The organism is Nonomuraea sp. NPDC048892, assembly GCF_040649735.1.
In the GTDB taxonomy this organism is placed as follows: Bacteria; Actinomycetota; Actinomycetes; order Streptosporangiales; family Streptosporangiaceae; genus Nonomuraea; species Nonomuraea maheshkhaliensis.
In genome coordinates, this window is sequence record NZ_JBEZFZ010000004.1 from 19,748 (window position 1) to 37,814 (window position 18,067).

Below are 18,067 nucleotides of genomic sequence, written 5' to 3' on the forward strand. Positions count from 1 at the left end.
TGCCCACGGACCTGCCCACTGACCTGCCCACTGACCTGCCCGCGGACTTGCCCGCGGACCTGTCCACGGAACGGCCCAAGGACCGGCTCTGCGTCCTTGTGACCTCACGTTGTTCGGTCACTGGGCCCACGCCTTTCTGATCGGGGGCCCACCGCGCTGGAGACCCGCACCCGATGACTTAGCCAAGGCGGAGATCCCTCAAACCACTCCGCATGGTAAACATCCCGAATTAGGTCTACTTCTGTTACATCCTGGGTATACAACGGAGCTTGTACTTAACGGTGAGCCCTCGTGGGGCTCTTGTGCAACGTGGTGTAAATCCCCTGCCCACGCCTTGGCATAACGTCGAGGTATGGACGTGCGTACCTTCTGGCTGGCCGGCCGCGCCGCGACCGGGGACACCGAGCTCACTGTCACCAACCCCCATGACGGCCGCGAGGTCGCCCGGCACTCCGTGCCGACCGACGCCCAGGTGGAGGAGGCCGTCGCCGCGGCCCACGCGGTGGCCAAGGAGGCCGCCGCGCTGCCCGTGCACGTACGGGCCGAGGCCTTGGCCCACGTCTCGCGCCGCATCGCGGAGCGGGCCGAGGAGATCGCCCAGCTGATCACCGCCGAGAACGGCAAGCCCATCGTCTGGGCCCGCGGCGAGGTCGGGCGGGCCGTGGCCACGTTCCGGTTCGCCGCCGAGGAGACCCGCCGCTGGTCGGGCGGCGTACAGCGGCTCGACACCGAGCCGGCGGCGGCCGGCCGCCTGGCCTACGTCTCGCGGGTGCCCCACGGCCCCGTGCTGGCGATCACCCCGTTCAACTTCCCGCTCAACCTCGTCGCCCACAAGGTCGCCCCGGCCATCGCGGTCGGCGCGCCCGTCATCGTCAAGCCCGCCCCTGCGACGCCGCTGTCCTCGCTGCTGCTCGGCGAGATCCTGGCCGAGACCGACCTGCCCGCCGGCATGTTCTCGGTGCTGCCGATCGAGAACGAGCGCGCCTCCGCCCTCGTCCAGGACCCCAGGCTGCCGGTGGTGTCGTTCACCGGCTCGGCCCCGGTCGGCTACGCCATCGCCGACCAGGTGCCGCGCAAGCACGTGACGCTGGAGCTGGGCGGCAACGCCGCCGCGGTGGTGCTGGCCGACGCCGACCTCGACTGGGCGGCGCAGCGCATCGCGCTCTACTCCAACTACCAGGCCGGCCAGAGCTGCATCGCGGTGCAGCGGGTGATCGTCGAGCGCCCGGTCTACGACGCGTTCGTCGAACGGCTGGTCCCGGCCGTCGCCGCCCTCGTCACCGGTGACCCGGCCGACGAGAAGACGCAGGTGGGCCCGTTGGTCTCCGAGGCCGCCGCGGCGCGGGTCGAGCAGTGGGTCCAGGAGGCGGTGTCGGCCGGCGCCAAGGTGCTGGCGGGCGGCACCCGCGAGGGCGCCACCGTCGCCCCGACGGTCCTGGCCGACGTGCCGCACGACGCCAAGGTCGCCTGCGAGGAGGTCTTCGGGCCCGTCATGATCCTCCAGCCGGCCGCCTCGATCGACGAGGCGTACGCGATGGTCAACGACTCCAGGTACGGGCTGCAGGCCGGCGTCTTCACCCGTTCGCTGGACGCGGCCTTCCGGGCGAACAGGGAGCTGGAGGTGGGTGGCGTGATCGTCGGGGACGTGCCGTCGTACCGGGCCGACCAGATGCCCTACGGCGGGGTGAAGGACTCGGGGGTCGGGCGCGAGGGGCTGCACTCGGCGATGGAGGACTACACCTACGAGAAGGTCATGGTGCTGACCGGGCTGAGCCTCTGACGCATGATCTGCCGGGCGGTGAGCCGTTGAAGGCCGATCCGCGGGGCGCCGCCACCTGGCCGGGTGGCGGCGCCTCAGCCTCACGTCATGCGTTCTGCGCCGTGGCGTAGAGGGCCTTGATCGTCTGGCCGAAGTACGGGCCGTACATCGTGCGCCGGTCGTCGCTGTACTTGAAGCTGCTCAGCGACATGATCGTGCCCTTGCCCGTGGCCGGGTCGAACTTCGTCATCCACGGCCCGCCGCTGGAACCGGCGGTCATGTCGCAGCCGAGGCCCTGGTCGCGGCTCTGGCCGTACGGGTCGTCCTTGAGCCGGCCCGCGCAGTAGACGAGGTGGCCGCCGTCGTACGGAGGGTCGGCCGGATAGCCGAAACCGAACGCCTGGCCGCCGCGCCCCGCGTCGAACGCGATCTCCTGCGTGCCCACGACGTCGGCCACGTGCTTGCCATGCGAGGTGGCCAGCGCCACCATGCCCACGTCGTAGTTGTCGTCGCCGCCGCGCGACCAGGGGCCGGCGACGAACATGCGGCGGGCGGTGTACTGGCCGTACGGGTGCGCGCCGCGCGTCCCGTACCCGGGGACGAACGTCCAGTTCGCCGCCCACGCGCCCGCGCCGTCCTTGACGCAGTGGCCGGCCGTGACCACGACGTCCCTGTTGGCGCTCTTGACGGTGCTGGCCGAGCAGACGAAGTCGGCCCCTGCCACGGTCAGGAACACCCGGCCCGTCGTCCTGGACACCAGGCCGCCGGTCATCCAGCGGGCGCCGATCGTGCTGGTGTCGGGGCGGGCCGCGGCCATGCGGTGCGTTCCGACGAGCTCGCGCGGGACGGTCAGGTCCGCCTTGCGGCCGGTCAGCTCGGGGGTGGTGCGCAGGTCCGCGCTGCCGGTGAGTCCGCTCAGCAGGCCGTCGTCGGTCACGATGTCCAGCAGCCCGATCGGCAGGGCTTTGGCCATGCGCTCGGGAGTCCAGTAGTCGAGCACGCGCCGCTGGTCGGCGGCGGTTCTGGCGGCGACGTGCTCGACGATGTCGCCGGCCGTGCTTGTACTGCCGCGCCCGATGATGTTCTGGGTCGCGCGCCCGCCCAGGTGGGCGGGCGCGACGGCCGGTCGGTCGGCCTGCTGGCGGGCGGGGGCCGCGCCGATGAGCGCGGGGCCGATCAGCCCTGCCAGAAGCGGGGCCGCCGCAAGCAGGGGGGTGCTCAAGGTCATGGCCCCCGAGTGTGCACTACGAGATGTGTTCTTGTGACTACTTTCGGTAAATTCCTCAGAGTGCGTTGGTGCTTTGTGCTGCTTGGTAGACGGCTTGGGCCTCGTTCCCGAAATAGGGGCCGAACATCCAGTTGAGGGCGAAGTTGTATTTGAAGCTGTTGACGGAATTCTGGGTGCCGAGCCCGGTCGACTCGTTGAAATTCAGCATCCAGGGGCCGCCGCTGGATCCGCCGGTCATGTTGCAGGTCAGGCCCAGGTCGTTGGAGGCGAGGAAGTCGTCGAAGGTACGGCCCGAGCAGTAGACGAGCTTCGAGCCGTCGTACGGGGTCGCCGCGGGGTAGCCGAAGGCGTACATCTGCCGGCGTCTTTGCTGGTTGAAGGCCACGCCCTGGCCGCCCACGGCGTCCACCAGCGTCTTGCCCTCCAGGGGCGCGACCACGGCGGCGGCGACGTCGAAGTTGATGTCCTCGCTCGCGTTCCACTGCTGCGTGGTCAGCAGCCTGGTGGCGGGCCAGGTGCCGAAGGGGCGGTTGCCGGCGGCGTAGCCGGGGACGAAGACCCAGTTGGTGTGGAAGGCGCCGTTCATCTTCACGCAGTGGCCCGCGGTCAGCACCACGCTCTTGTTGGCGCTGGTCACCGCCGTGCCCGAGCAGGAGGCGTTGCGGCCCTGGGTGGTGAAGAAGATGCGGCCGGTGGTGCGGGCGACCGCGCCGCCGCCGGTCCACGCCTCGCCCCCGCTCCGCGCCGCCTGGAGGTCCACGCCGGCGCCGGACTGGCCGCGGGTGGGTGGAGCGGTCCAAGAGCTGCCCTGTTCGGGCGCGTCGGCCGTCAGTCCGGCCTTGGGCTTCGGCGCGTCCAAGGGCTTGGCGGCCTCCATCCTCCGCTCCGTCCAGTACGTCATGACCTGCCGCCGCTCGGTGGCCGTGTCGGCGGCGGCCCGCTGGGCGGGCTTCGGCGGCACCCGCGCCTGCACCTGCCCCTGCCCCTGGCCCTGCACCCGCTGCTGGGCCTGCGCAGGAGCCGCGCTCGCGGGGGGCGGGGCCAGGGCGGCGGTGAGGGCGACGGCGGTGAGCGTGGCGGCGGAAAGCAGGGCGAATTTGCGTTGCATTACGTAACCTCCGTAAACCGGACCTGGGCCTAGGAAGGTAGCGGGCTCAATATCCAGATTTCTCAAGATTTGCTCATACCGATATAGCTATATTCCGGCACAAATGAACTCCCTTATCACGTGTCACATAAGGAGGGGATTTCTGGGGTCTGGGGTCCCGCGTGCCCGAGTACGCCGAACAGCGGGGACAATGGACACGTGCATGAAGAGACCCTCCGCTCCGTGGTCGTGCTCGGCTCCACCGGTTCGATCGGCACCCAGGCCCTCGACGTCATCGCCGCCAACCCCGGCGGCTTCAAGGTTGCCGGGCTGGCGGCCGGTGGCGGCAAGGTCGAACTGCTGGCGCGCCAGGCCGCGGAGTTCGGGGTCGAGGCCGTGGCGGTGGCCGACCCCGCGGCCGTGCCCGCACTGAAGGAGGCGCTGGCCGCACTCGGCGCCCGGCCGGTCGTGCTCGCCGGCCACGAGGGGGTCGCGGAGGTCGCCGGATGGCCGTGCGACATGGTGCTCAACGGCATCACCGGCGCGCTCGGGCTGACCTCCACCCTCGTCGCGCTCGAAGCGGGCCGCACGCTCGCGCTGGCCAACAAGGAGTCGCTGATCATCGGCGGGCCGCTGGTGAAGCGGCTGGTCAAGCCGGGCCAGATCCTTCCGGTCGACTCCGAGCACTCGGCCGTGCAGCAGTCCCTGTGGGCCGCCGGGCCCGCCGGCTACGACTCCTCGGCCGTCAAGCGGCTCGTGATCACCGCCAGCGGCGGGCCGTTCAGGGGCATGCGGCGTGAGGACATGGCAGGCGTCACGCCCGAGATGGCGCTGGCGCACCCCACCTGGTCCATGGGTCCGGCCATCACGATCAACTCCGCCACCCTGGTCAACAAGGGGCTGGAGGTGATCGAGGCGCACCTGCTGTTCGACCTCGGCTTCGACCGCATCGCGGTGGTCGTGCACCCGCAGTCGGTGATCCACTCCATGGTCGAATACGTCGACGGCTCGACCATGGCCCAGGCCAGCCCGCCCGACATGCGGCTGCCGATCGCGCTTGCGCTCGGCCACCCCAGACGCATCCCGGGCGCGGCGCGGGCCATCGACTGGACCAAGGCCCACACCTGGACGTTCGAGCCCCTCGACGACGTGGCCTTTCCCTCGGTCGCGCTCGCCCGGCACGTCGGCGGCGAGGGCGGCACCGCGCCCGCCGTCTACAACGCCGCCAACGAGGCGTGCCTTGAGGCGTTCCTGCGGGGCGGGCTGCCGTTCCTGGCCATCGTCGACACCGTGGCCAAGGTCGTCGAGGAGCACGAGGTGACCCCCGCCGACTCCGTCGAAGAGGTGCTGGCGGCCGACGCCTGGGCTCGCGCCCGTGCGGCCGAACTCACAACCGGGCAGTCCCGCTAGCTACCTAAACTGGAAAGCGTCGTCACAGTAAGGGTTGAAATGACTTCTGTAGCTCTCGGCATCCCGACGGTGCGTCCCAAGCCGCTCGCCGAACGCCGCCACTCCCGCCAGATCATGGTCGGCAGCGTGCCCGTGGGCGGCGACGCCCCCGTGTCGGTGCAGTCGATGACGACGACGGTGACCGCCGACGTCAACGCCACCCTGCAGCAGATCGCCGAGCTCACGGCGTCCGGCTGCCAGATTGTCCGCGTCGCCGTGCCGTCCCAGGACGACGCCGACGCGCTGCCCATCATCGCCAAGAAGTCGCAGATCCCGGTGATCGCCGACATCCACTTCCAGCCGAAATACGTCTTCGCCGCCATCGACGCGGGCTGCGCGGCCGTCCGGGTCAACCCGGGTAACATCAAGAAGTTCGACGACAAGGTCGGCGAGATCGCCCGCGCGGCCTCCGACGCCGGCGTCCCGATCCGCATCGGCGTCAACGCCGGCTCCCTCGACCCGCGCCTGCTGCAGAAGTACGGCAAGGCCACGCCCGAGGCGCTGGTGGAGTCGGCGCTGTGGGAGTGCTCGCTGTTCGAGGAGCACGGCTTCCGCGACATCAAGATCTCGGTCAAGCACAACGACCCGGTCGTGATGATCAACGCCTACCGCCTGCTGGCCGCTGAGTGCGACTACCCGCTCCACCTCGGCGTCACCGAGGCCGGCCCGGCCTTCCAGGGCACCATCAAGTCGTCCGTCGCGTTCGGCGCCCTGCTCGCCGAGGGCATCGGCGACACCATCCGGGTCTCCCTCTCGGCCCCTCCGGTCGAGGAGGTCAAGGTCGGCAACCAGATCCTGGAGTCACTCGGGCTGCGCGAGCGCGGCCTGGAGATCGTCTCCTGCCCGTCGTGCGGGCGGGCGCAGGTCGACGTCTACACCCTGGCCGACCAGGTCCAGGCGGGCCTTGAGGGCCTGAAGGTGCCGCTGCGGGTGGCCGTCATGGGCTGCGTCGTCAACGGGCCCGGCGAGGCCCGCGAGGCCGACCTCGGGGTGGCCTCCGGCAACGGCAAGGGCCAGATCTTCGTCAAGGGCGAGGTCATCAAGACGGTACCGGAGTCGCAGATCGTCGAGACGCTGATCGAGGAGGCGCTGCGCCTGGCCGAGGAGATGGGCGTCGAGGTCGACCTCGACGACGACTCCGGCCCCACGGTCACGGTCGGCTGACCCCGGCGCGGGTCTCTCGCCTCGGTCCCGCAGTCGCGTGAGTCTCCCGTCTCGGCCCTACGGTCGCGAGCCGATGACTCCGGCGCGAACCTCGAGCGGGGTCAGAGGTGCGGGAGGGTGTAGGCGGGGTCGGCGAAGGCGCCGCCCTGCGGGGGGTCGCCGGTGAAGTGGGCGGCCACCCCAGGGATGCGGGCGGCATATGCCTCGGCGTCGTCAAGAGGGTGATAGCCGAGACGGTCGTCCAGCTCCCAGTAGCGGCGGGTGTTGGCCGACACCGCGTAGGGGGCGGCGAAGGTGAGGCCAGGCGTGGTCAGCGCGGCCCAGAAGAAGCCGGCGCAGTCGCGCGGGCTGAGCCAGGTGGCCAGATGACGGGGCTCGCCGGGCTCCGGCTCCAGGCTGCCGATGCGCAGGCACACGACCTCCAGCCCGAACTTGTCGGCGTAGAGGCGGCCCAGCGCCTCCACCGCGACCTTGCTCACCCCGTAGAGGCCGTCGGGGCGCGGCGGCATGCCGGGTGAGACGGTCTCGCTCGCCGGGTAGCAGCCGGTCAGGCGGTTGCTACTGGCCAGCACCACGCGCCTGACCCCGGTGCGGCGCGCCGCCTCCAGCACGTGGTGGGTGCCCGACACGTTGGCATCGAGCAGGTCGGGCAGCGGGGCCTCGTCGGGCACGCCGGACAGATGGACGATCGCGTCGGCCCCCGGCAGCAGCGCCGCCACGTCGTCGGGCTCGCTCAGCTCGGCCTGGTGGACCTCCTCGCCAGTGCCTGCGGCGGACAGCGGCACGCGGTCGACCGAGATCAGACGCGTCAGGCGGCGGCGCAGGGGCTCGCGCAGCATGGACCCGACCCGGCCGGCGGCCCCGGTGAGAACGACGGTCTCCATGGTCATGAGGCGAGTCTGCCAGCGGCCACCGACATTCCTGGCTTTCACTCCCTGTCATTGATCGATTACAAATTGGCAAGCTTTTCGCCATACCCGGAACCGTTCCAAGCCGCGCACGGGAGCATCGCTAGGCCTATGACAAGGGAGGAGGCCGGGTGAAGCGGGTAGCTGGGGTTGTCGCCGGTATGGCGGTGCTCATCGCCGGGATGGTCGGCGCGGACGGTGCGGCGGTGGCCGGCAGGGAAGCCGCGGCGGCGGTGGCCGGGCGGCAGGCGCAGGCGGCCGTGATCTGGGGTGCCTGTCCGAAGGTGGCGGGCAAGACGGTGTCGGCGGCGCTCGAATGCGGCACCGTACGCGTGCCGCTCGACCACCGCCAGCCCAGGGGCCAGTCCATCAAGATCGCCGTGAACCGGATCAAGGCCAAGGTGGCGAGGGACGCCAACCACCTGGGCACGCTGCTGCTCAACCCGGGCGGGCCAGGCTCCCCTGGGCGGGAGCTGACCGAGTTGGTGGCGACGTCCCTGCCTGCCGACGTGTCCGAACGGTACGACATCGTTGGGTTCGACCCGCGCGGCGTCGGCGGCAGCGAGCCGGCCGTGCACTGCGTGGACCCGGACGTCTTCTACAAGCCCCCGAGGCCCGACGCGGTGCCGCACGGGCAGGCCGAGGAGCGGGTGCTGCTGCGCCGGGCCGCCGAGTTCGCCACCGCGTGCGGCAACCGCTGGTCCTGGCTGCTGCCCCACCTGACCACCGAGAACTCCGCCAGGGACATGGACGTCATCAGGGCCGCCCTGGGCGAGGAGAAGATCAGCTACCTCGGCTACTCGTACGGCACCTACCTGGGCGGCGTCTACGCCACCCTCTTCCCTGACCGGGTCAAGCGCCTGGTCATGGACAGCATCGTCGACCCCACGGCCGTCTGGTACGAGTCCAACCTCAGGCAGGACCGCTCCTTCGAGCACCGCCACCGCCAGTTCCTGGCCTGGACCGCCAAGCACCACGGCGTCTACAAGCTGGGCGCCACCGCGAAGCAGACCTCGTTCGCCTACTACGCCATGCGCGACCGGCTGCGCTCCCGGCCCGCCGGCGGGGTCGTGGGGCCGAGTGAGCTCGACGACACGTTCACGGTGGCCGGCTACAGCGACAAGGTCTGGCCCCTGTTCGCCCAGGCCTGGTCTGCGTACGTCCGCAGGGGCGAGGTCAAGGGCCTGACCGAGATCTACGAGAGGCACGGCAAGAACGACGCGTCCGACGAGAACGGCTACGCCGTCTACCTGGGCGTCCAGTGCCGTGACGCGCAGTGGCCGCGCCAGTGGGCGACCTGGCGGACCGACATGGCCGCGATGCACCAGCAGGCGCCGTTCCTCACCTGGCCGAACGCCTGGTTCAACGCCCCGTGCGCGTTCTGGCCGGTCAGGGGCGGCACGCCGGTGCAGGTGCGCCAGTCGCCGAAGCTGCCGCCGATCCTGCTCCTGCAGTCCAGGCACGACGCCGCGACCCCCTACCGGGGCGCGCAGCGGATGGCGGCGCTCTTCCCGCGCTCGCGCATGGTGCTGGAGGGCGGCGGCAACCACGGCGTCTCGCTGTCGGGCAACACATGCGTGGACGGGCACCTGGCGGCGTACCTGAGGGACGGCACCCTGCCGGCCAGGGACACGCGGTGCGCCGCGTCCGCCGAGCCCCGTCCGGCCGAGCACATGACGTCGCAGGAGCCGAAGAGGCACGCGCTGCTCGGCATTCTGGGCGCGCTGGACATGCTGCGCGGAGGCTGACGTCAAGAAAGGGTTACCGTTGGCAGTTCCAGATGAGCCATTCGGTGACCCTTCGCGTAGTCTGACCGTGTGATGCTGCGTACATCGGCGTCGCGCGTGCTCGACGACAACGACCGGGACGAAGTTCTCGCGCTGCTTGACTCCGACCCGGTCGCCAACGTCTTCGTCTCCTCCCGAGTGCGGGCCGTCGGACTCAACCCGGCGAGACTCGGCGGACAGATGTGGGGATTCGGGCCGCGCGGTGGCCTCGTGTCACTCTGCTACGCCGGCGCCAACCTGGTGCCGGTCAACGCCGGTCCCGAAGCCGTGCACGCCTTCGCCGACCGCGCGCGCAAGCAGGGCCGGCGGTGCTCCTCGATCGTGGGCCCCGCCGACGCCGTCGCGCTGCTGTGGGAGCGGCTGGAGCCGCACTGGGGGCGGGCGCGGGCGATCCGCTGGGCGCAGCCGGTCATGGCGATCTCGCACAGGTCGCCGGTGCCGCCCGACCCGCTGGTGCGCAGGGTGCGGCCGGAGGAGTTCGACATCCTGCTGCCGGCGTGCGTGGCCATGTTCACGGAGGAAGTGGGCGTCTCGCCCAACCTCGGTGACGGTGGAGCGCTCTACCGCACGCGGGTGGCCGAGCTGATCAGGATCGGCCGCTCCTACGCCCGGATCGAGGACGGACGGGTCGTGTTCAAGGCCGAGGTGGGGGCCGTCACGCCGCACGCCTGCCAGATCCAGGGGGTCTGGGTGGCGCCCGAGCTGCGGGGGAGGGGCCACGCGGTGGCGGGCATGGCCGCCGTGGTCGACGCCGCGATGAGCTGCTTCGCGCCGATCGTGACGCTCTACGTCAACGACTACAACCACGCCGCGCGCTCGGTCTACCGCAAGGTGGGCTTCCGCGAGGTCGACACCTTCATGTCCGTGCTTTTCTAGAAGCTCCTCTGCGTACGACGAACGCGCCGGGCGTGCTCAGCCGGGGACGCGCAGGACGAGCAGGGCGACGTCGTCGTCGTTGTCGGCCGGGCGGACACTGGCCAGGAACCGGTCGCAGAAGGCGGTCAGCGGCTGCCCGATCAGGCCCGCGGCCTGCGTGCTCAGCCGTTCCATGCCGTCGTCGAGCGCGTGGCTGGGCGACTCGATCAGGCCGTCGGTGTAGAAGAGCACGGTCGAGCCCGGCGAGAGCGGCACGACGGCGTCCTCGCGGGGCAGGCGGTGACCGGTGCCCAGCAGCAGCCCGCTCGCGCCCTCCAGGAAGAGGGCCCGCCCGTCGCTCTCGACCAGCAGCGGCGGCGGATGGCCCGCGTTCGTCCAGCGCAGCTGCCAGCCGCCGTTCGCGTGTTCCACGCGGGCGAAGACGACGGTGGCCATCGTCGGGTCCGCCATGCGGGCCACCGCCTGGTCGAGCCGGTCGATGACCATGCTGGGCGGCTCCTCCAGCTCTCCCGCGTACGCGCGCAGCATGTTGCAGACCTGCGCCATGCCCGCGGCGGCGTCGAGGTCGTGGCCGATCACGTCGCCGATCACCAGCCCCGCCGTGCCGTCGGACATGAGGAAGGCGTCGTACCAGTCGCCGCCGACCTGTGAGGCGTCAGGGGCGGGCACGTAGCAGGCGCGCATCTCCAGCCCCCGCACGGTGGGCAGCTGGGGGAGCAGGTGGCGCTGCATGGTCTCGGCGACCCGCCGCTGCCGTTCGTACAGGCGCGCGTTGTCCAGCGCCAGCCCCGCGCGGCGGGCGATGTCCTCGGTGAGCAGCATGTCGTCGGTGGTGAACGGCTCGGCCCGCTCGGAGCGGCCGAGGGTGATCGCGCCGACGACCTCGCGCACGCCGCGGATCGGGGCGATGCACGCGGACCGGATGCCGGTCACCTCCATCAGGTGCTGCTGGGCGGCGGTGATGGCGGAGTCGGGGCGGCCCTGGTAGTCCTCGGGCCCCACCAGCGCGGCGGTGACCCCGCGCAGCGCCCGCGCCAGGGGCATCGGCGACTCCCGCGCCAGCGGCGGCAGCAGCTCCTCCAGCTCGGCGCGGTGCGTCAGGGTGCCGTTCTCGAAGTGGACCACGACCGCGCGGGAGACCGATCCCTCCTCGGTGAACAGGTCGATCACCACCCAGTCCGCCAGCAGCGGCACCACCAGCCGCACGAGCTGGCGCAGGGTCTCGCCGACGTCGAGGCTGGAGGTCAGCGTCGTGGTCGTCTCGGCGAGCAGGGCCAGCCGGTCGCGCTCCGACATCGGCGTGTGGACGGGGGAGGGCTCCCGCGGCCCGGTCTCGCCCGAACCGGCCTCGTGGAAGATCACCAGGGCGCTGGTCAGGGGGTCGTCGCCCTGGCACGGGGTGACCAGCCAGGAGATCTTCATCAGGGTGCCGTCTCCCCGCTCCAGCCATTGCTCCACGCCCTGCGCGCTGCCGCCCGTCAGGAGCGGGCCGCGCATCTCGCAGCGGCTGCGCGGCAGCGGCTGGCCGCGCTCGCCGCGGTGCAGCAGGTCGTGGGCGTCGCGGCCGATCAGCTCTTCCGCGCCGCGCCGCAGCAAGTGCTCGGCCCGCGGGTTGACCTGCATGATGCGGCCGCCGTCGTCCACCACGTAGGCCCCCGCGTCGACGAGGTCACCCAGCTCGAAGGGGCGCTTGCCGCCCATGGCGAGGGACCGTTCGGCGTCTCCGGACGGCACGCTCATGACCGGCTCTCCCTTCCCTCTTTGCGGCTTCTACCCAACGATCTCCCCACTTCACCGCACCACCGGGTGGGGTCAGACCCGGACGAGCTGGTCGAACAGCCGGGCCAGCTCGGTGTCCGGGTCGGCGGTCAGCCCCGCGTGCACCGGGCCCGCCTGGACGATCGTGCTGCGCGGGGCCGTCAGCCAGCGGAACCTGCCCCCGAGCGGCTCGGCGGCCAGCGCGCCCGCCTCGTCGCCGCAGGCCAGCTCGTACGCGCTGAGCGCCCGGCGCACCCCTTCGACGTCGGCGTGGGGGTCGAGGGCCCGCAGCCGCGCCGGGTCCAGCGCCACCCGGGCGCACAGGTAGCCGCGCGGCTGGCAGTAGAGCAGCACGCCGGCGTTGATCAGCTCGCCCCGCTCGACCTTGGGCATCACGCGGATCACCGCGTACTCGTAGACATCCCTGATCACCGGTCGCCGCCTCCCCGCCAGAACTCGCCGACCGATCCGGGGCCCGCCGCCCTGCGGCCCCGCTCCTGCCCGCCGGTGACCAGCCAGCCACCGGGGCCGTGGGCCCGGCGCAGCAGATGGTCGACGTACGCGGCGCGTACGTCGGAGGGCGAGTCGAAACCCGGCTCGCCGGCCAGCCACTCGTCCGGCACCAGCGCCGTCACGCCCTCCAGCAGCTCCCGCGTGATCTTCGCGGCCAGCTCGGCGCCCGCCGCGCCCACGTCGCCCGCGTAGGGGGCGAGCACGTGGTCGCTCGCGTCGAAAGGCCGCTGCGGGTCGGCGGTGCGCCAGTTGTGGTGGAACCACAGCGCGGCGCCGTGGTCGATCAGCCAGGTCTCGTGGTGCCAGACGAGCAGGTTGGGGTTGCGCCAGCTCCGGTCGATGTTGTGGATCAGGCCGTCGAACCAGATCACCCTGGCCGCGAACAGCGGATCGGCCACCCAGGCCAGCGGCTCGAACCCGAGCGCGCCGGGCAGGAAGTCCACCGCCAGGTTGAGCCCGGTGCTGGCCTTGAGCAGGTCCTGGACCTCCTCGTCCGGCTCTCTGGCGCCCAGCTGCGGGTCGAGGTCGATGAGCTTGAGCTCGGGCGTGCGCAGCCCCAGCCGGCGGCCCAGCTCGGCGGCGATGATCTCGGCGACGAGCACCCTGCGGCCCTGGCCGGCCTCGCGGAACTTCACGACGTACGTGCCGAGGTCGTCGGCCTCGACGACGCCGGGCAGCGACCCGCCCTCCCGCAGTGGAGTCACGTAGCGGGTGGCTGTGATCTTTTCCAGCACGAGACGAGGCTACCGTCCCCTGGGCGGAGCCATGCCGGTCGGGCCGCGGCTCACCCCGCCCGGTCGCGAGGGCGTCACATCTTCGCGATGACCTCCTCGGCGAAGCGCTCCATGGTGGCGATCTTGAGTTCGAGCGTGCCCTCGCCGTACCGGGCCTTCTCCTCCGGCGTGGCCAGCCACCACGGCGCCGCCATCGTCCCCGTCACGCCCTTGTCGGCGAAGCGGCGGTACGTCTCCGCCTCCGGCAGCACCGCCAGCGGCGCGATGATCTCGAAGCCGTCCATGCTCCTGCCGTTGGCGTCGAGGCGGCCGCGCAGATCCGCGAGGACGGTGTCGAACTGCTCCTCGGTGTAGATGCGGTTGCCGATCCAGCCGTCGCCCAGCCGGGCCGCGCGCCGCAGCGCCGCCTCGCTGTCGCCGCCCACGTACACGGGGATGGGGGCGGCGGGGGTGGGTGAGATCGACAGCGGCGGCAGGCCGTCCACGGTGACCGTCTCGCCCGACCAGAGCGAGCGCAGGACCGGCAGCATCGCGTCCAGGCGTTTGCCGCGCGTGTGGAAGTCCTGGCCGGTGCCGACGAACTCCTCCTTGCACCATCCGACGCCCACGCCGAACGTCACCCGGTCGTGCGACAGCACCGCCGCCGTGGAGACCAGCTTGGCCACGGTGAACAGGTCGCGGGCGGGCGCGATGTAGACGTTCGGGGAGAAGCGCAGAGTGCTGGTGACGGCCGCCATGGCGCCGATCGTGACCCAGACGTCCGGCCAGTGCGTACGCGCGTCCCAGCGCGGCCTGCCGGACTTCGAGTACGGGTACGGCGAGGCGAAGTCGGCGTAGAAGAGGTGGTCGGAGAGCGTCAGCGTGTCGAACCCGCACCGCTCGGCGGCCCGCGCCAGCTCCACGAACTGGTCGCTGTCGGCGAAGGAGGCTCCCAGCCAGAATCTCATCGGAACTCCGGGGCGACCTTGGTGGCGAACAGTTCCAGGTTGCGCTTGACGGTGTCGAGGGGGAGCACGCCCTGCTGGCCCTGCATGTAGAGGCCGAACCACTCCAGGTCCGGCATCCGGTCCAGCATGCGTTGGATGCCGCGTTTGACGTCGTCGGGGGTGCCGAACAGGGCCATCTCGACGTCGTTCATGCGCTTGGCGTCGCCCTTCTCCGGGGAGATGGGCTTGTGCTTCTCGTCCTCCTTCTTGCGCAGCACCTCCAGGTAGCCGAACGGGCCGAAGAAGGCGGCGAAGTCCTTGGGGATGCTGCGGCCGAAGGTGTTGATGGCCTCCTCGGTGGTGTCCGCGATCCCGACGATCTTCAGGATGCCGGTGTGCTCGCCCAGCTTGTAGTGGCGGCCCTGCTTGGCCGATTCCTCCTGGTAGAGCTTGGCCTTGGCGGCGTGGTCGTCGGGGTTGGGGGTGAACATCCACGGCAGGATGTCCTCCTGCGCCGCCCTGATGACCGACCGGTCCGAGATCGTGAACGGCTGCCACAGCTCGGGGTGGGGGTTCTGGTACGGCCGCGGGCAGACCGACACCGCCTGCACCTTGCCGTCCTCGTCGAGTTCGCCGGGCGCGCCGAAGGTCCTGGTCCACTCCTGGGCGGGCCAGCCCTCGATGCCGTCGTACGGGTAGGGCACCTGGTAATCGAGCACGTCCGACTTGTAGCGGAGTGTCTCCTCGGTCCACGCCAGCTTCATGATCTTCAGGACTTCACCGAAGACGTCGAAGTTGCGGGTGTCGCTGGCCGAGCCGTCGGAGCGGGCGGCGGCGGCCTGCCAGCGCTGGCCCAGGACGTTCATCCAGCGGTTCTGGTAACCACGCGCCACGCCCAGCCGCAGCCGTCCCTTGCTGAACTGGTCCAGCAGGGCCACGTCCTCGGCCGCCCTGATGGGGTCCCAGGCGGGCAGCACGAGTCCGAGCGGCGCGAGCAGGATCCGCTCGGTCCTGGCTGCCAGGTCGGTGAGGAACATCAACGGGTTGACCGAGAACTCCATCCCTTCGGAGTGGAAGTGGTGCTCGGTCATCATGAGCGCGTCGAACCCGATCTGGTCGGCGTGGACGGCTATCTCCCGTACCTCGTGCAGCAGCCTCTGGTACGACTCCGTGTCGCGCCCGATCGGGCGCTTGGCCCTGGCGTTCTCCTCGGCTGCGTACCCAGAGCCTGGAATTTGCGGATTCAGGAAGATAGAAAACTTCACCGGAAACCTCTTTCCGCGGGATGGTCTTCTGCAAGGTACTCTGGAAATCTTAACCGAGCAATCGCTTGGTTCGCCTGCCGGGAGGACGGATGAGGCTCGGGGTCACGATGTTCGCCACGGATCTGGCCATGCCGGTCCAGGACCTGGCCAGGGCGGCGGAGGAGCGCGGCTTCTACTCGCTCTACCTGCCCGAGCACACCCACATCCCCGTCTCGCGGCGCACGCCGTACCCGGTCGGGGGAGAGCTGCCCGAGGAGTACAAGCGCACCTACGACCCCCTCGTCGCCCTGTCCTTCGCCGCCGCCGCGACCGAGCGCCTGCGCGTCGGGACCGGCATCCTGCTCGCCGCCCAGCGCGACCCCATCGTCACGGCCAAGGCCCTGGCCACTCTGGAGCGGCTGTCGGGCGGGCGGCTGACGGTCGGCATCGGGTTCGGCTGGAACGTGGAGGAGATCGAGGACCACGGGGTGCCGTACGGCGAGCGCCGGGAGGTCGCGCGGCGCAACATGCTGGCCATCCGGGCGCTGTGGCGCGACGAGGTGGCCTCCTTCGACGGGTTCGAGCCGTCCTGGTCCTGGCCGAAGCCCACCAGTATGCCTCCGGTGTACGTGGGCGGCGCCGCGGGGCCGAAGCTGTTCGCGCACGTGGCCGAGTACGCCGACGGATGGATGCCGATCGGCGGGCGCGGCGTCAAGGCGGCGCTGCCGGCGCTGCGCGAGGCGTGCGAGCGGGCCGGGCGGCCGATGGCCGAGGTGATCCCGTTCGCCATCCGGCCCACCAAGGAGAAGCTGGACTACTACGCCGGGCTCGGCGTCACCGAGTCGGTGGCCAATCTGCCCAGCGGGCCCGCCGACGTGGTGCTGCCGGTGCTGGACGAGTACGCCGCGATGGTGTGAGATCGCACCGCGTACAGATCGTTATCAAGGTGACGCGCGGGACGCGAGGCGAGGTCACCCGCGCGGGGAAGGGTTCGGGCGTGGCCTGAATCGATGTCGCCGCTGCTCGATCAGTACGCCGTCCACCTAGGTCAGCGGGCATAATGGAAGGATATGTCCGAGCTACGTGCCGATGATCCCCGACAGCTCGGGGCGTACCGGCTGACACGCAGGCTCGGTCAGGGTGGCCAGGGAGTCGTCTACCTGGGCCACTCCCCGCAGCAGGCGCCGGTCGCGGTCAAGCTGCTGCATGCGAGCCTGTCGGGCGATCCCGACGGGCGGCGCCGCTTCCTCGGGGAGGTCGAGGCCGTACGCAGGGTGGCCGCGTTCTGCACGGCCCAATTGCTCGACGCCGACCTCGAAGGCGACCGGCCCTACCTGGTGAGCGAATACGTCGACGGGCCCTCGCTGCGCGAGCACATCATGGTCGAAGGGCCCCGGCGGGGCGGCTCGCTGGAGCGCCTGGCCATCGGCACCGCCACCGCGCTCGGAGCCATCCACCGGGCCGGGGTCGTGCACCGGGACTTCAAACCGGGCAACGTGCTGCTCGGCCTCGACGGGCCCCGGGTGATCGACTTCGGCGTGTCGCGGCTGGTCGACGCCGCCGCCACCGCCCACACGCCCATGGGCACGCCCGCCTACATGGCGCCGGAGCGGATGAAGGGCGAGCCGGCCGGGCCGCCCGCCGACATGTGGGCCTGGGCGCTGACCGTCGCCTACACCGCTTCAGGGCGGCCCGCGTACACCGCCGACACCCACCAGGAGATCCTGGCCAGGGTGCTCTACGGCAAGCCGGACCTGGGCCCGCTGAGCGGGCCTCTGCGCGAGATCGTCGAGGCGTGCCTGGCCACCGAGCCGGCCGAGCGGCCGGACGCTGAAGAGGTGCTGCGCCGCCTGCTGGGGCAGCCTGCGGGCGAGAGAGATCTGCTGTCCACGGGCGCGATGGCCGCAGTCGGCCCCGCCGCCGGCGTCAGCGCCCCCGGTGAGCGCGGTGAGCCCGCCGAGCCGTCGCGGCCCGCTCCGGCCGGTGCGAAGGCCCGGCAGCAGGCCGGGCTGGGCGCGCTCACCTCCGGTTCCGGCCGGGTCGTCGGGCTCGGGGCGGCCGAGGCCCAGCCCGGCGTGATCACCGACCCCGACCCCACTACCAGCTTCCCCGTGATCACCGCCCAGGTGGCGGCCGCCCGCAATCGCACCGCGGCTCCCGCCTGGCGGCGGGTGCGCCCCTGGCACCTCGCGCTCGCCGCGGCGGCGCTGCTGATGGCCGCGGCCGGCTTCGTGTTCTGGCTGCGCGGCGCGCAGGGCCCCGGCTTCGAAGGCACCTGGACCGGCTCGGCCCAGCACTTCACCGCCGACCGCGTCTTCCCCATGGAAGTGCGCCTCGGCGGCGACGGCGCGGGCTCGTTCCGCTGGGGCGCCGACCTGCACTGCTCCGGCCGGCTCGGACGCGACGGCAGCGGCATGGTCTTCACCCTCGACCGGGTCACGGGCACGGAGTGCTATCCGGGTACGGTCCGCATGTTCCCCACCTCCGACGTGAACCAGTTGGACATCAAGGTGACCCGTTCCGGTGAGGATGAAGTGACGTATTCGGGTACGGTCTCGCGCACCCCTTGACCAGCTGTGTCACGGTCAGGCAGCGATTGCCCTGGGCACCGTTGACTGTTCGCGCTCATTTGCC

The 18,067-nt window shown here is 71.2% G+C and carries 15 protein-coding genes; 7 read left to right on the top strand and 8 right to left on the bottom strand.

The features are described 5' to 3' along the window. Positions 1-352 precede the first annotated feature (352 nt). Positions 353-1,780 (top strand): aldehyde dehydrogenase family protein, encoded by a 1,428-nt coding sequence (locus tag AB0C28_RS13910; RefSeq protein ID WP_357863426.1) that lies wholly within the window; start codon positions 353-355, stop codon positions 1,778-1,780. 85 nt (positions 1,781-1,865) lie between these two features. On the opposite strand, the gene AB0C28_RS13915 is transcribed toward AB0C28_RS13910, so the two are convergent. Together AB0C28_RS13915 and AB0C28_RS13920 are read right to left on the bottom strand one after the other, a co-directional pair. After that, positions 1,866-2,987, bottom strand: coding sequence for a hypothetical protein (locus AB0C28_RS13915; protein WP_358074469.1), 1,122 nt, complete (start codon positions 2,985-2,987; stop codon positions 1,866-1,868). A gap of 55 nt (positions 2,988-3,042) precedes the next feature. Beyond that, positions 3,043-4,095 carry a peptidase gene (locus AB0C28_RS13920; protein ID WP_358074472.1) on the bottom strand — a complete coding sequence of 351 codons (1,053 nt, stop codon included), beginning with the start codon at positions 4,093-4,095 and terminating at the stop codon, positions 3,043-3,045. A gap of 198 nt (positions 4,096-4,293) precedes the next feature. On the opposite strand from AB0C28_RS13920, the gene dxr reads away from it, so the two are divergent. Together dxr and ispG are read left to right on the top strand one after the other, a co-directional pair. Next, on the top strand, positions 4,294-5,484 hold the full coding sequence (gene dxr, locus AB0C28_RS13925; RefSeq protein ID WP_357837968.1) for a 1-deoxy-D-xylulose-5-phosphate reductoisomerase: 1,191 nt from the start codon (positions 4,294-4,296) through the stop codon (positions 5,482-5,484). Between the two features lie 39 nt (positions 5,485-5,523). After that, the gene (ispG, locus tag AB0C28_RS13930; RefSeq protein WP_357837965.1) at positions 5,524-6,687 is read left to right on the top strand and encodes a flavodoxin-dependent (E)-4-hydroxy-3-methylbut-2-enyl-diphosphate synthase; all 1,164 of its coding nucleotides are present in this window, start codon (positions 5,524-5,526) and stop codon (positions 6,685-6,687) included. A gap of 101 nt (positions 6,688-6,788) precedes the next feature. Here ispG and AB0C28_RS13935 read toward each other — a convergent pair whose 3' ends face one another. After that, positions 6,789-7,577 carry an NAD(P)-dependent oxidoreductase gene (locus AB0C28_RS13935; RefSeq protein ID WP_357837962.1) on the bottom strand — a complete coding sequence of 263 codons (789 nt, stop codon included), beginning with the start codon at positions 7,575-7,577 and terminating at the stop codon, positions 6,789-6,791. 149 nt (positions 7,578-7,726) lie between these two features. On the opposite strand from AB0C28_RS13935, the gene AB0C28_RS13940 reads away from it, so the two are divergent. Beyond that, the gene (locus AB0C28_RS13940) at positions 7,727-9,343 is read left to right on the top strand and encodes an alpha/beta hydrolase (protein WP_357837959.1); all 1,617 of its coding nucleotides are present in this window, start codon (positions 7,727-7,729) and stop codon (positions 9,341-9,343) included. A gap of 72 nt (positions 9,344-9,415) precedes the next feature. Further along, entirely contained in the window at positions 9,416-10,258 is an 843-nt protein-coding gene (locus AB0C28_RS13945; RefSeq protein ID WP_357838028.1) for a GNAT family N-acetyltransferase, read from the top strand. Between the two features lie 36 nt (positions 10,259-10,294). Here AB0C28_RS13945 and AB0C28_RS13950 read toward each other — a convergent pair whose 3' ends face one another. The 5 genes from AB0C28_RS13950 to AB0C28_RS13970 all read right to left on the bottom strand — a co-directional run bounded on the left by AB0C28_RS13950 (position 10,295) and on the right by AB0C28_RS13970 (position 15,454). After that, positions 10,295-11,998: a SpoIIE family protein phosphatase gene (locus AB0C28_RS13950; RefSeq protein ID WP_357837956.1), complete on the bottom strand. Its 1,704-nt coding sequence runs from the start codon at positions 11,996-11,998 to the stop codon at positions 10,295-10,297. 72 nt (positions 11,999-12,070) lie between these two features. Then, positions 12,071-12,409, bottom strand: a complete 339-nt coding sequence (locus AB0C28_RS13955) for a DUF3037 domain-containing protein (RefSeq protein ID WP_357838025.1) — start codon at positions 12,407-12,409, stop codon at positions 12,071-12,073. Between the two features lie 35 nt (positions 12,410-12,444). Beyond that, complete coding sequence (locus tag AB0C28_RS13960; protein WP_358074475.1) at positions 12,445-13,263, bottom strand: HipA family kinase; 819 nt, start codon at positions 13,261-13,263, stop codon at positions 12,445-12,447. A gap of 74 nt (positions 13,264-13,337) precedes the next feature. Then, positions 13,338-14,210 (bottom strand): TIGR03619 family F420-dependent LLM class oxidoreductase, encoded by an 873-nt coding sequence (locus AB0C28_RS13965; RefSeq protein WP_357837950.1) that lies wholly within the window; start codon positions 14,208-14,210, stop codon positions 13,338-13,340. Continuing rightward, positions 14,207-15,454 (bottom strand): LLM class flavin-dependent oxidoreductase, encoded by a 1,248-nt coding sequence (locus tag AB0C28_RS13970; RefSeq protein ID WP_357837947.1) that lies wholly within the window; start codon positions 15,452-15,454, stop codon positions 14,207-14,209. The genes AB0C28_RS13965 and AB0C28_RS13970 overlap by 4 nt, the downstream gene beginning before the upstream one ends. Before the next feature lie 89 nt (positions 15,455-15,543). On the opposite strand from AB0C28_RS13970, the gene AB0C28_RS13975 reads away from it, so the two are divergent. Further along, the gene (locus AB0C28_RS13975) at positions 15,544-16,350 is read left to right on the top strand and encodes an LLM class F420-dependent oxidoreductase (protein ID WP_357837945.1); all 807 of its coding nucleotides are present in this window, start codon (positions 15,544-15,546) and stop codon (positions 16,348-16,350) included. A 153-nt stretch (positions 16,351-16,503) separates the two neighbouring features. Beyond that, entirely contained in the window at positions 16,504-18,003 is a 1,500-nt protein-coding gene (locus tag AB0C28_RS13980; RefSeq protein WP_358074478.1) for a serine/threonine-protein kinase, read from the top strand. The last annotated feature ends 64 nt before the right edge of the window (positions 18,004-18,067 follow it).